Origin of the sequence: Mangrovivirga cuniculi (assembly GCF_005166025.1) — a bacterium.
In the GTDB taxonomy this organism is placed as follows: domain Bacteria; phylum Bacteroidota; class Bacteroidia; order Cytophagales; family Cyclobacteriaceae; genus Mangrovivirga; species Mangrovivirga cuniculi.
In genome coordinates, this window is sequence record NZ_CP028923.1 from 4376246 (window position 1) to 4390941 (window position 14696).

Consider the following 14696-nt stretch of genomic DNA (forward strand, 5'->3'; position numbering starts at 1 on the left):
ACAGGTATAAAATTTTAAAATAATGAAGTTGAAATTCGCAAAACAATTCGGATTGCTATTTATGGTATTTTCTATCATCCTTGTTTCATGTAGTGATGATGATGAACCAGCATTAAGTGATGAAAGAGAAATTTCTTATTTCGCTTTTGAAGGATTAAATCCAATATCGGTTGGAAATATAGATAATGAGCAATCGGTAATTAACCTTACCGTTCCGTTTGGTACTGATGTCACTGCCCTGGCCCCTACCATAGAGATACCGGAAAATGCAACGATCAGTCCTGAATCAGGTCTGGCTCAAGATTTTACAAATTATGTGATTTATACTGTAACTGCTCAAAGTGGAGCAAAGAAGTTATATACGGTATTTGTCAATGAAGGGGTTAGCAATGACGCTTCAATTGCATCATTTAAGTTTGAAGATTTATTTCTTTCAGCAGATATTGACCAGAGTACTAATTCTATATCATTAACAGTTCCTTTTGGCACCGATTTAACTTCGTTAACTCCTACTATTGTTACTGCGGAAGGAGGATCAACTTTATCTCCTGCATCCGGCACAGCACAGGATTTTAGTAGCCCGGTTGATTACACCGTCACAGCTCCGAATGGAAGCACAACTGAAACTTATACAGTTACCATTAATGAATTACCAGATGAAGCCGCTGTTAGAGGCGTTTGGATAACAAATGTAGATAGTGATGTTTTACTATCTCAGGAAAATATTCAGGATGCTGTAGATCGTCTGGCTGAATTAAATTTCAATACAATTTTCATGGTAACATGGAATAAAGCACAAACTACCTATCCTTCTGATGTAATGGAAAATTTCACCGGCACAAGGATTTTTTCTTACTTGGAAGGAAGGGATCCACTAAGAGAAATGATAGATGCAGCGCATGCAAAAGGAATTAAGGTTTTTGCATGGTTTGAATATGGATTTGCTGCTAATAACGGTAGTCCAGGTCCTATTTTAGATCTCAAACCAGAATGGGCTGCAATTAATAGTAATGGTGAACCAGTCGTGAAAAATGGTTTTCACTGGATGAATTCTATTGATCCTGAAGTACAAAGTTTCATGAATTCTTTAGTTATGGAAGTTGTTAACAATTATCCTGACATCGATGGAATTCAAGGTGACGACCGTTTACCAGCCATGCCAACTGAAGGCGGATATGATGACTACACAGTCGAACTGTACAAATCTCAACATGATGGCGCAGCACCACCTCAGGATTATCAGGATGGAAACTGGGTTCAATGGAGAGCTGATATATTAAGTAATTACTGGAGTAATCTATATGATCAAATAAAAGCAGCAAATCCAAATTGTATTGTTGCCAGTTCACCGAGCCCGTTAACTTTTGGATTAAGAGAATATCTGCAAGATTACGGTACTTGGGTAAAAGGTGGTTATACCGATATTGTAAGTCCTCAATTATATCGACGGGATGATCAGGGTCTGGGAGTTTACAGAGGCCTGTTAACTGACCAGATTGCCAGAGTTGGAGAAGAAAATATTGATAAGTTTTACCCTGGCATGCTGAGCTTCCTGGGTAGCTACACTCCAAATCCGGAATACTTTGTACAATGTGTGATGGCTAACCGTGAAGCTGGAGTAAAAGGAGAAGTGCAGTTTTTCTATAATGCGGTTTTAGCTCAGCCAGATCTCTTTAGAGCAATTTATCCTGCACCAGCTGATTTCCCAACTTTCTAATTGAAGACAGATTTACCTTTAAATGAAGAACAGATTTTTAAGTCTATATTCATCAGTCATCCTTACCGCCCTGGCGGTGGGATGTACTGTTGAAAATAATTCGGAACCGGTAAAATCGAATTCAAACAATGTAGAGCCCATTGAAAGAGTGAATGTATTCACCGGAACAGGTGGGCATGGCCACACCTATCCGGGGGCTACCACTCCTTTTGGGATGATACAACTCAGCCCGGATAACGGAACTGAAGGATGGGATTGGTGTTCCGGATATCACTATTCCGATTCTACTATAGCTGGCTTCAGCCACCTTCACCTGAGTGGAACAGGGATTGGGGATCTTTGTGATATCTCTGTAATGCCCCGATATGCATCGGATTCTATCTTTCCTCAAAAAGCAAATTTTTCTCACGATAATGAAACTGCAAAACCCGGATACTATTCAGTTACATTCAACAATGGGATTAAAGCAGAAATGACAGCCACTGACCGGTTAGGTATTCATCGATACACCTTCCCTGAAAATTCTACCCCTGCAATCAATTTCGATCTTGGATTTGCTATCAATTGGGATAAAACAACAGGATCCGAAATAGAAATACTTAACGATTCTACCATCGTTGGCTTGAGAAAATCAGAGGGATGGGCTAAAAATCAACAAGTTTATTTTGCCGCAGTTTTTTCACAACCTTTTTCCAATACTGCTTTGGCTGATAGTAGCATAATTAAAGCAGGTCGTACGATAAAAGGTAAAAAAGTACTCGCCTACCTGCAATTCGAACCTTCTAATTCACCACTAATACTAAAGGTTGCTATTTCATCAGCAAGTCGTGCAGGCGCCTTAAAGCAGATACAATTAGATAGTGGAGGGATATCTTTTGATAATTATTTACAGAAAGCCAGAGGGTTTTGGTCAAAAGAACTAAATAAAATAAACGCAACTCTTTATGCAGATTCATTAAATGAAATATTTTATTCTGCTCTTTATCATTCTACGATTGCTCCTAACCTTTATTCAGATCTGAATGACGAATATAAAGGAGCTAATCATGAGATCTGGAAAGCCGAAGGATTTAACAGATATACCGTTTTTTCTTTGTGGGATACCTTCAGAGCAGTGCACCCACTTTTCACAATCACTCAAAAGGAAAAGCTTGATGACTTTCTGATGTCAATTCTTTCTTTTTATGATGAATACGGGCTCTTGCCGGTTTGGGCGTTGGAAGGAAGCGAAACAAATACCATGACGGGATATCATGCGATACCCGTATTAACTGATGCTATCCTCAAAGGACACATTCCGGAACACAAGGAAAAGGCGTTTGAGGCAATGCTGGCAAGTGCCAACCAAAATATCAGGGGGACTGATTTCTATAGAGAATTCGGCTATGTTCCCGCAGACAAAGACGGCTGGTCGGTAACAAAGACGCTGGAATATGCATATGACGACTGGTGCATTGCTCAGGTGGCCAGATATCTAGGTAATGAAGAAATATATAATGAATTCATGCAACGTGCGACTAGCTATCGAGAATTATTCGATGAGGAAACTCTGTTTATGCGGGGTAAGAATAGCGATGGCAGTTGGGTCTCACCTTTCGACCCTTTCTATTCTGAACATGGATTTGAAGGTATTTATATCGAAGGAACGGCCTGGCAACATAGCTGGTTCGTCCCTCATGACGTACAGGGATTGATTAATCTTTTTGGAAGTAATGAGAAATTTGAAAAGCACCTGGATTCTACTTTTAATGTTACCTCAGAAATGACCGGAGAAAATGTCTCTGTCGATATTTCGGGATTAATAGGTCAGTATGCTCATGGCAATGAACCAAGTCATCACATTGCATACTTGTATAATTATATTGGGAAGCCGTGGAAAACGCAGGAAAGAGTTCGTGAAATTATGAAAAAAATGTATTCCACAGGGCCCGATGGACTTGCAGGAAACGATGACTGCGGTCAGATGTCTGCCTGGTATATTTTTTCAGCACTGGGTTTTTACCCTGTTAATCCAGCTGATGGTAATTACATTATCGGTAGCCCGCTAGTCAATAATGCAACTATAAAAACAGCAAAAAATACTCGATTTAATATCTATGTTTCAAATAATAGTGCTGAAAATATATATGTGGAAAAAGTTTTCCTGAATGGTAAGCCTCTTGATCGATCATACATTACCCATGATGAAATCATGGAAGGGTCAAGTATTGAGTTTGTAATGAGTAATAAACCAAATAAAAACTGGGCGACAGAAAAGGAAAACTTTCCTCCTTCAATGACTAAACGATGATTAAATCAAAATATATATTGCCTTTAATCTTTCTTTTTGGATGCAAAAACAATCAGTCTGAGTCAAATTTTTACCCGGCTGATGATCATGTATTTATTTATTCTGACAATACAGTCAGATCAGATGGACATGTATATTTTTCATGGTCGAATTCAGGAGTTGAATTTAATTCTGACGGCAAAAACTTAGAAATAATTTTGGCTGATCACTCATCCGGACAAAGCAGTTCCGGGAAATTAATGCATGGCCATTATGCTGTAATAATAGATGGTGTGGTCAATCAGTATTTTGAGTCCGCTGAAAATAAAACCAGTTACAAAATTGAGCTACCTGAAGGAGATAAACATATAGAAATACGTAGAATTAATGAGCCTAGGGTTTCGACCACTGAATTTATTGGGATTAAAACATCAGGAAAGATTAATAAATCTGATGTACCCGAAAAAGTTAAGATAGAAGTAATAGGCAATTCAATAACTTCAGGTTATGGGAATATTCCTGAAAACACGCCTTGTGGGTTTTCTCCTGAAACACAGGATTTCACTAAATCTTATGCCTTTTTGGTTTCGAAAAAGTTAGGTGCCAGTCTGAATGTCTATGCCTGGTCTGGTAGAGGATTAGTTACGAATTATGATAAATCAACCAGTGGTAATATGACTGAACTATATCCTCATGCTGTACCACATTCCGGGTTTAAAAAAAAGGTTGGCACGGAATATCAACCTGATATAGTTTTTATTCACCTAGGTACTAATGACTTTGCTCATTCGATACCTGATAAAGAAAACTGGATTAAAGCATATTTGAGCTTTATAAAAAGAGTAAATAGTCGGTATCCGGGAACAAATATATTATTACTAGGTGGCCCTACTATTAAAGACAGAGAAAACTTCCCGGCATTTAGTAAACTGTCTGAATATTTAGATGAGATAAATGAACAGGCAAAGATTAAGAACTGGAAAACCTCCGTATTAATAATAGAAAATTTCGATGACGCAGGTAGCGGTTGTGATGCTCATCCAGATTATAAAGCTCATAAAAGGATGGCGGCCACAATAATTAATAAAGTCAATAAAATATTAAAATAAGTCAAGTAAATAAAATATATAATAAAACTAAAATTTAAGTATTCAAAACTTTATAATTTATTTTAAAAAGATAGGGTATTTATTTAATTTTTTATTAATTTCAAATATAGAAAGATTAAGGTTAATGAAGGTGAATTCATATTTTATTTGGGTTTGTTGTTTTTTAGCTTGTTTTTCCCTCCGGTCCCAGACTAGTTCCGCACAACTATTGGTGATCGGAGGGGGAGCAAGTGGAACTGCAGCAGCTATCCAGGCATCCCGATCAGGCATAAATACCATAATTATTGAAAAGACTCCATGGCTAGGGGGAATGTTAACTGCAGCAGGTGTATCTGCCATTGATGGTAATCACAATATGCCCTCAGGAATATGGGGAGAATTCAGAAGTGAATTATACGATTATTACGGGGGACCGAAAGCAGTCGAAACTGGCTGGGTTAGCAACACCCTTTTTGAACCCTCAGTTGGAAATGAAATACTTCAGAAAATGGCTGGCAATCCTGATCTAAAGATCATGTTTGAAACTGAATTTAAAAACATTCGACGTGAAGGTGAGGAATGGATAGTAACAGCAAAAAAAGGCCGGAAAGAAATTCAAATAACTGCGCAAATTGTCATTGATGGAACCGAGTTGGGTGATGTAGCTGCTGCTCTAAAAATACCTTACAGTATTGGAATGGATTCTAAAGAAATGACCGCTGAATCTATCGCTCCGGCCGAATCAAATAATATCATCCAGGATCTGACTTATGTTGCCACCCTTAAAGATTATGGTGAAGGAAAAGACATGACCATTAAAATGCCAGTAAACTACTCCCCTGCTGAATTTGAATGTGCCTGTGATATTAATGACCCTAAAGGAACCACAGCTAAAGGGTCTAGCTGCTGGACAATGCTTCAATATGGCAGATTGCCCAATAATAAATATATGATCAACTGGCCAAACTGCGGGAATGATTATTACCTAAATTTAATTGAAGAAGGAACTGAAAAAAGAGAAGTTCTATATGAAGAGGCTAAACAGCAAACCTTAAGGTTCATATATTTCATTCAGGACGAATTAGGTTTTAGAAATCTCGGTTTAGCTAAAAACGAGTACCCTACTAAAGATGATCTGCCAATGATACCATACCATCGCGAATCGAGAAGAATACATGGTAAGGTAAGGTTAACCGCAGAACATATGAAATCGCCCTTCGACCAGGATAAACCTTTATACCGTACAGGAATTGCTGTAGGTGATTATCCGATCGATCATCATCATGACAAAAACGATAATGCCCCGGAAATAGATTTTATCAATTATAAAATACCCTCCTATAATGTACCAATTGGCGCATTAATACCTGAGACACATGACAATATTATAATAGCAGAAAAAAGTATCAGTGTATCTAATATTGCAAACGGAGCAACCAGGCTTCAACCTGTAGTATTGGGAATTGGACAGGCAGCAGGGGCAATTGCTACAATTGCTATACAAAATGGAGTCTCTACAAAGGAAATAAATATCAGAAAAGTTCAGGAACTGCTTGTGAACTCTTCAGCATATATTATTCCTTATTATGATATCAAGCCAGAAAATCCTCACTTTGAATTAATTCAGAAAATCGGGGCAACTGGAATCCTTCGAGGAACCGGAATCCCTTACAAATGGGCTAATCAGACATGGTTTTATCCTGACCAACCAATCAGTCAATACAAACTATTGATCGGATTGAAGGATATCTATCCACAACTTCATAGCGAACATGGATCAGGTGAATTAATTACCCTTGGAAAGTTGATTGAATGGATGAAATTAATTGATAGTGACATCGAATCAACCACATTACCTGAGGAAGTAAAAGATTTAAAAAATAACTCAGTCCTGACACGATTGGAAGTAGCATTAATAATCAATCATTATCTGGATCCTTTTAATATAGAAATAGATTTTAAAGGTAAAATAAACCCAAATAACTAATTTTTTCATGTCATTAAGTCTGATAGACATAGTAATAATTTTCACTTACATCGCTGGCATTGTATTTCTTGGATTCTATATATCCAAAAAAGCATCCACAGACCTGCAATCCTATTTTTTAGGTGGAAATAAACTCAAATGGTATTATCTCGGGCTAAGTAATGCTTCCGGGATGTTCGACATTTCCGGTACAATGTGGACCGTCAGTATCTTATTTGTTTATGGACTTAAAAGTGCCTGGATTCCATGGCTCTGGCCGGTTTGGAACCAGGTATTCATTTTTGTCTTCCTGGCCATTTGGTTAAGGCGCTCTAATGTGATGACCGGAGCTCAATGGATTACCTTCAGATTCGGCGACGGCGAAGGTTCCAGACTTTCACATATTATAATAGTTATCTTTGCGGTTGTTTCAGTAATTGGGTTTATGGCCTATTTCTTTGAGGGAATTGGAAAGTTCTGCACAGCTATTCTTCCCTGGGACCTTGCATTTTCAATTAATGGATTTGAGATATCCTCTGAGCAGTCATATGGATTAATTGTCTGTTCAGTCACAACTCTATATACGGTGAAGGGCGGTATGTACAGCGTGGTTGCAACAGAGATTCTTCAATTTCTTATAATGACGGTATCCTGCTTTGTCGTGGGATATATAGGATATACCACAGTAACCGGAGCTGAAATAGATGCTGCTGTTCCTCCCGGGTGGAAAGACTTACTATTTGGATGGGAACTTGATCTCGACTGGAGCAATACAAACCTTCCCGATGTCAATAAAAAAATTGAAAGTGATGGGTTTTCAATGTTTGGAACCCTTTTCATGATGATGCTCTTTAAAGGTATATTTTCTTCTATCGCAGGACCAGTCCCGAGCTATGATATGCAACGAGTGTTATCTGCAAGAAAGCCTTCTGAAGCAGCAAAAATGAGTTTTACAACCATCTGGGTAATGTATATCCCCCGATATCTGATGATTGCAGGATTTGCCGTACTCGCGCTTGTTCATCTGGCACCAGAATTTAAAGCAATGGGTGGAAACATCGACTTTGAGCGAACTTTGCCCCTTGCAATTAACAAATTCGTACCTGATGGATTTAAGGGATTGCTCCTTGCTGGTTTTTTATCTGCTTTTATGGGTACTTTTTCTGCCTTCATCAATTCAGCACCTGCTTATATCGTTAACGATATCTATAAGAAATATATCAATCCAAATGCCTCCGACAAAAAGTATGTCAGACTAAGTATTCTTTCTTCAATACTGCTGGCAACAATAGGGATTGTATTTGGCTTTAATGTAAACTCACTTAATGAGTTAACTCTTTGGATAACTTCTGCACTTTATGGCGGATATGTAGCAGCGAATATGCTTAAATGGATATGGTGGAGATTTACAGGATATGGCTATTTCTGGGGAATGCTATTTGGATTAATAGCCAGTACAGTCAAACTATTTGTATTTCCTGAAATCGTAGACATTTATGTATTTCCAATAATTTTTGCCTTTTCATTGCTCGGTGCAATTATCGGCACCTATATGAAACCCCTTGAAAACCGGGAAGCTGTTAAAGAATATTACAGGAGAACTAAACCATGGGGTTTCTGGGGTCCTATAAAAAAGGAGGTTATGGCTGAAAACCCGGATTTTGAACCGAATAAAAACCTGAAGCGTGATGCTGTAAATATTTTGGTTGGGATAGTATGGCAGATGGCACAGGTTGTATTGCCGATATATTTCATTATCAGGGAAAACTATAAAGCATTAGTATGGGTGATCATCTTTATTGTTACAACATGGATCCTTAAAAAGAACTGGTGGGACAAATTGAAAGATGTGGATGATGAAGAATATATAAAATCGTAAAGAAATGAAAATTACAGGAACATTCATCGATGAAATATCTCATGACATCCCCATCAAAACTGGGGTAAAAAGGAGTGGGATAAAGATTTCCAGTATATGAAAAGCATCGGTATAGATACTGTTATTATGATCAGGTCTGGTTACCGGCGTTTTATTACTTATCCTTCAAATTATCTGATAAATAATCAAGGATGCTACCACCCCCTGTCGATTTGGTTGAAATGTTTCTTCAGTTAGCCGAAAAATATGATATGAAATTTTATTTCGGTCTTTATGATAGCGGTAAATACTGGGACACCGGGAATATGGATTATGAAATAGACGCAAACAGGTATGTCATTGATGAAGTCTGGGGAAAATATGGTCACTACAAAAGTTTTGGAGGATGGTATTTAAGCATGGAGATAAGCCGAAAAACAAAAGGTGCAGGTGAAGCTTTCAAAAACTTAGGAATGCAATGTAAAGAGGTTAGCAATGGCCTCCCAACCTTTATATCTCCATGGATAGATGGAAAAAAGGCTGTCATGGCTTCATCTGACAACCTATCGAAACAAGATTCGATATCGGTTGAAGAACATAAAAAAGAATGGGAAGATATTTTCGGAACCATGCAAGGAGCTGTGGATGCAGTAGCGTTTCAGGACGGACATATAGACTATCATGAATTGGAAGAATTCTTTACTGTCAATAAAGAACTCGCTGATCAATTTAATATGCAGTGCTGGACAAATGCAGAAACTTTTGACCGGGACATGCCTATTAAGTTTTTACCGATCAAGTTCGAAAAACTCAAACTTAAATTAGATGCTGCCCGAAAAGCAGGCTACGATAAGGCGATAACATTTGAGTTTTCTCACTTTATGAGCCCCCAATCTGCATACTTACAAGCAGGGCACTTATTTAACAGATACAAAGAGTACTTAAAAAAATATAGATAATGGAGGGATATGCTTTAAAATATAAAGAAGAATTATTAGAAAACGTTATTCCCTTTTGGCTGAAATATTCAAAAGACACTGAATATGGAGGTTATTTCACTTGTCTCGAAAGAGATGGCAAAGTGTTCGACACTGATAAGTTTATGTGGTTGCAAGGACGGGAAGTCTGGCAGTTTGCAACTCTCTACGATAAGGTGGAAAACAATCCGGAATGGCTTGACATGGCTATTCATGGAGCTGAGTTTATGAAAAAATACGGCCGGGATAAAGAGGGTAACTGGTACTTTTCTCTTAATCAACAAGGCAGGCCCCTGGTACAACCATATAATATATTCTCTGACTGTTTTGCAGCGATGGCATTTGGTGCTCTATATAAAGTTCATCAAAAAGATGAATATGCTGACATTACCGTCAAGACATTTGAAAACATACTTAAACGCAGAGACAATCCTAAGGGGAAATATAATAAAGCATATCCGGGAACCAGGGATTTGAAAAACTTTGCACTGCCGATGATCCTGTGTAATCTTTCATTGGAATTGGAACACCTGATAGACAAGTCCATTGTAGATAATTTAATTGAAGAAACAATTCATGAGGTTATGGATGTCTTTTATCATGAAGAAACAGGATTAATTCTCGAAAATGTTAATACAAATGGCTCGTTTAATGATTCATTCGAAGGAAGAGTTTTAAACCCCGGGCATGCCATTGAAGCTATGTGGTTTGTTATGGACCTGGCAAAGAGACTGGATGACTCAAAACTAATTCAAACAGCAACAACCAGGGCCTATAAAATGATGGACCACGGGTGGGATCGTGAGCATGGAGGAATACTCTACTTCATGGATATCAAAAACAAACCTCCTCAACAACTGGAATGGGATCAAAAGTTATGGTGGGTTCATCTTGAGACACTGGTATGTCTTGCAAAGATCTATCAATTGACCGAGGATGGAGAAGCCTTAAGAAGATTTAAAATTGTACATGATTACACCTGGGAACATTTCAGGGATCCAGCATATGGTGAATGGTTTGGCTATTTAAATCGCCAGGGAAATGTTTCTCTACCGCTAAAAGGTGGAAAATGGAAGGGTTGTTTTCATGTTCCCAGAGGATTGCTGCAAGTATGGCAGACACTGGATAAAGTAACAGCTGATAAAGTTATTTAACCGAAGAAATATACAGTCATGAAAAGATTAAACTTTTTTGAAGAAACCAGATACGAAAAACTTCCGGTTAAGGTATTTCCGGATAAAAATATAGCCTCAATAAAAGTGGCTCAACGCATTGCTGAGATTATAAAACGCAAGAATTCAAAAAACGAATATGCTGTATTAGGATTGGCTACAGGTCAAACTCCTGTCGGTGTTTACGCAGAGTTAGTCCGGATGCATAAAGAAGAAGGACTGAGCTTTCAAAATGTGATCACCTTCAATCTGGATGAATATTATCCAATGAAACCTACATCTGCTCAGAGCTATGTAGCATTTATGAATTACCATCTCTTTGATCACGTTGATATTAAGCCGGAAAATGTAAACATTCCTGATGGTACTTTAGACAAAGAAAATATTCATGATTATTGCCTGCAATACGAAAATAAAATTTCAGAAGCCGGAGGCATGGATATCCAGGTATTGGGAATCGGTCGAACAGGTCATATTGGATTTAATGAGCCAGGTTCTGCTCCCAATTCCGGAACCAGATTAGTGACTCTTGATGATCTAACACGAAGTGATGCTTCGAGGGATTTCGGAGGCAAGGAGAATGTTCCGACGAAGGCAATAACGATGGGTATTGGGACAATTTTCAAAGCAAAAGAAATTGTTTTGCTTGCATGGAGTAAGAAAAAAGCACCGATAGTTAAAAGAGCAGTGGAAGAAGAAATGTCAGGTGATGTTCCTGCTACATTTCTTCAGATGTCAGATACTGTTGAATTTATCTTAGATGAAGATGCCGCTTCCGAACTAACCAGATTTGACACTCCATGGTTGGTAAAAGATTGTACCTGGACTCCGGAATTGATCAAAAAAGCGGTAATCTGGCTTTCTGAAGAAACTGATAAGCCAATATTGAAGCTTACAGAAGATGATTATAATAATAATGGAATGGCTCAGCTCGTAGTTGATAAGGGGCCGGCTTATGATATAAATATTGATATTTTCAACAAGATTCAGCATACCATTACAGGGTGGCCCGGAGGGAAACCCGGGGCTGATGATAGTCAACGACCTGAAAGAGCCGAACCAGCCAGAAAGACATCATTAATTTTTTCACCTCACCCTGATGATGATGTAATTTCTATGGGAGGTACTTTTATCAGACTCGTAGATCAGGGTCATAATGTTCACGTAGCCTATCAAACTTCCGGGAATACGGCAATCTGGGATCATGATGTACTTAGGTTTGTAGAATTCGCTATTGATTTTAACAAGAGTATTGGCGAAAGCACTGAAAATCTAGAATCGACTTATAAAAAAATGAGGGACTTTCTTAGCAAGAAGGAACCTAACCAACTTGATTTGAAAGAAATCCTTAATGTTAAAGGTTTCATAAGAAAAACTGAAGCTATCGCAGGAGCTCGTTTTGCAGGATTACCGGATAAGAACATTCACTTTATGAATCTACCTTTTTATGAAAGAGGTAAAACTGAATCAAATCCGGATAAGGAAGACGATATAGTTCTTACTATGGAATTACTTCAAAAATTAAAGCCTAACCAGGTATTTGCAGCGGGAGATTTTGCAGACCCACATGGCACACATATAAAATGTTTCAATATTGTCCTTGAAGCAATGAACAGGTTACGCGAAAAGGAAGAATGGATTCAGGATACCTGGCTTTGGATGTACAGAGGAGCCTGGCATGAATTTGAAATGCACCAGATTGAAATGGCTGTACCTCTTTCTCCCAATGAAGTCATTAAAAAGCGAAATGCTATATTTAAACATCAATCACAAAAAGACACCCCGGTTTTTCCAGGAGATGATGACAGGGAATTTTGGGTGAGAGCTGAAGATCGGAACAGGGAAACTGCAAAATGTTACCATGATCTTGGTTTTGCTGAATATGAGGCAATGGAAGCATTTGTGCGATGGAAATTTAAATGATGTGTGATTTTTTTTCGTGCAGATTTTTTAAATTGGAAGGAAAACTCAAATTAACATGACCCTATCACCAATTCTTATCGTCTCTGCTATAGTTTTGATCATTGCGTATCGAACTTATGGTAATTTCGTAGCCGGTAAGCTCAAGATAAATAACAAAAATAGTACTCCGGCACACACCCATAAGGATGGCATAGACTATGTGCCGGAAAAAGTTCCTGTGGTATTGGGTCATCATTTTGCTTCTATTGCCGGAGCAGGACCTATCATCGGACCAATAATAGCCGTTACTTTCGGATGGATACCAGCGATAATCTGGATTCTGATCGGAGGAATATTTTTTGGTGCTGTACATGATCTCACTAGCATGATGGCATCAATCAGGCACCAGGGAAAATCAATTGGCGTCATAATCCATCAATACATAGGCACTAACGGTAAAAGGCTCTTTCTCATTTTTAGTTTCGCCACTTTAATTTTGGTAATAGCTGTATTCGTTGATATCATAGCAAAAACTTTTGTCAGTAATCCGAGCGTTGCCACTGCTTCATTGATCTTCATCGTTCTTGCCATAATTTTTGGAGTAATCAATAAAAATATAAAGTCTAAAGCTCACTTCATAATCTTGTCAGCTCTAGGAGTAATATTGATGTATACTGCTTCATTTACCAGTATTCTGATTCCGATCGAATTAAGCTATACTACCTGGGTAATCGTTTTGATGACATATGCCTTTATTGCGTCAGTAACTCCGGTATCTTTTTTACTACAGCCTAGAGATTATTTAAGCAGTTTTTTACTGTACGGTTTGATCGTTTTTGCTGTTGTAGGTGTGATGATTAGTAATCCTGAGATTAAAATGGACACTTCGGTTACATTGAAATCTGAGGCCTTAGGATATATGTTTCCGGTGCTTTTTGTTACCATCGCCTGTGGAGCAATCAGTGGTTTTCATTCACTCGTAGCATCGGGTACAACTTCAAAACAGATCGACAAGGAAAAAGATGCTAAAGCAATCGGTTTTGGTGGTATGCTGATCGAATCCTTTCTGGCAATATTATCTGTAGGTGCAGTGGTAGTAATGTCTAAAACTGATTACGTTGCTAAATTATCTGAAGTCGGACCGGTCTCGATGTTTGCAGATGGAATGGGAGGTATGATTTCAGCATTAGGTATTTCTCCTGAGTTCGCTATTACTTTTGTCGCATTAACGGTATCGGCCTTTGCTCTAACCACACTTGATACTTGTACCCGATTAGCAAGGTTTACTTTCCAGGAATTTTTTGAAGACATTGAACACAAGGCTACCGGGAAAGTTACCCAAAACAGATATCTAGCCACTTTTATTGTCGTTTTATTATCGGTACTATTATTACTCTCCGGTGAATTCACAACCCTCTGGCCTATCTTTGGGTCTGCAAACCAGTTGCTTGCTGCACTAGCGTTACTGGCAGTTTCAGTCTGGCTGATCAAGCAAGATGTAAAACCCGGATTTGTGCTGATACCAATGTATTTTATGTTTGCAGTAACACTAACTTCTTTGCTACTTTTCGCAATTTCTAATTATGATAAAGGAGTTTATATATTATCAATAATAGCAGGATTGCTTTTCATCCTTTCTATTGCTCTGATTTACTATGCAAGGCGAAGTTTGAAAAAAGAACTCCAGACGACTTGATGATAGGTATATAAAAAATAAGTCCTGACAAAAAGCCAGGACTACATATAA

At 38.2% G+C, this 14696-nt stretch carries 10 protein-coding genes; all 10 read left to right on the forward strand.

All coding sequences use genetic code 11. The annotated features are described in order from the left end of the window. Positions 1 to 22 precede the first annotated feature (22 nt). Positions 23 to 1717: a family 10 glycosylhydrolase gene (locus DCC35_RS19305; protein WP_137092351.1), complete on the forward strand. Its 1695-nt coding sequence runs from the start codon at positions 23 to 25 to the stop codon at positions 1715 to 1717. Between the two features lie 22 nt (positions 1718 to 1739). Continuing rightward, entirely contained in the window at positions 1740 to 4007 is a 2268-nt protein-coding gene (locus tag DCC35_RS19310) for a GH92 family glycosyl hydrolase (RefSeq protein WP_137092352.1), read from the forward strand. After that, positions 4004 to 5095 carry an SGNH/GDSL hydrolase family protein gene (locus tag DCC35_RS19315; RefSeq protein WP_137092353.1) on the forward strand — a complete coding sequence of 364 codons (1092 nt, stop codon included), beginning with the start codon at positions 4004 to 4006 and terminating at the stop codon, positions 5093 to 5095. The genes DCC35_RS19310 and DCC35_RS19315 overlap by 4 nt, the downstream gene beginning before the upstream one ends. Positions 5096 to 5219: 124 nt before the next feature. Further along, entirely contained in the window at positions 5220 to 7061 is a 1842-nt protein-coding gene (locus tag DCC35_RS19320; RefSeq protein ID WP_137092354.1) for an FAD-dependent oxidoreductase, read from the forward strand. 7 nt (positions 7062 to 7068) lie between these two features. Then, the gene (locus DCC35_RS19325) at positions 7069 to 8919 is read left to right on the forward strand and encodes a sodium:solute symporter family protein (RefSeq protein WP_137092355.1); all 1851 of its coding nucleotides are present in this window, start codon (positions 7069 to 7071) and stop codon (positions 8917 to 8919) included. A gap of 96 nt (positions 8920 to 9015) precedes the next feature. Next, on the forward strand, positions 9016 to 9156 hold the full coding sequence (locus DCC35_RS22180; RefSeq protein WP_394347712.1) for a hypothetical protein: 141 nt from the start codon (positions 9016 to 9018) through the stop codon (positions 9154 to 9156). After that, on the forward strand, positions 9111 to 9857 hold the full coding sequence (locus DCC35_RS21640) for a DUF4434 domain-containing protein (RefSeq protein ID WP_217495892.1): 747 nt from the start codon (positions 9111 to 9113) through the stop codon (positions 9855 to 9857). Before DCC35_RS22180 ends, DCC35_RS21640 begins: the two co-directional genes overlap by 46 nt. Beyond that, positions 9857 to 11029, forward strand: a complete 1173-nt coding sequence (locus tag DCC35_RS19335) for an AGE family epimerase/isomerase (protein ID WP_137092356.1) — start codon at positions 9857 to 9859, stop codon at positions 11027 to 11029. The genes DCC35_RS21640 and DCC35_RS19335 overlap by 1 nt, the downstream gene beginning before the upstream one ends. 18 nt (positions 11030 to 11047) lie before the next feature. Then, on the forward strand, positions 11048 to 12970 hold the full coding sequence (nagB, locus tag DCC35_RS19340) for a glucosamine-6-phosphate deaminase (protein WP_137092357.1): 1923 nt from the start codon (positions 11048 to 11050) through the stop codon (positions 12968 to 12970). Between the two features lie 55 nt (positions 12971 to 13025). Further along, positions 13026 to 14645, forward strand: a complete 1620-nt coding sequence (locus tag DCC35_RS19345; RefSeq protein WP_137092358.1) for a carbon starvation CstA family protein — start codon at positions 13026 to 13028, stop codon at positions 14643 to 14645. Positions 14646 to 14696: the final 51 nt, after the last annotated feature.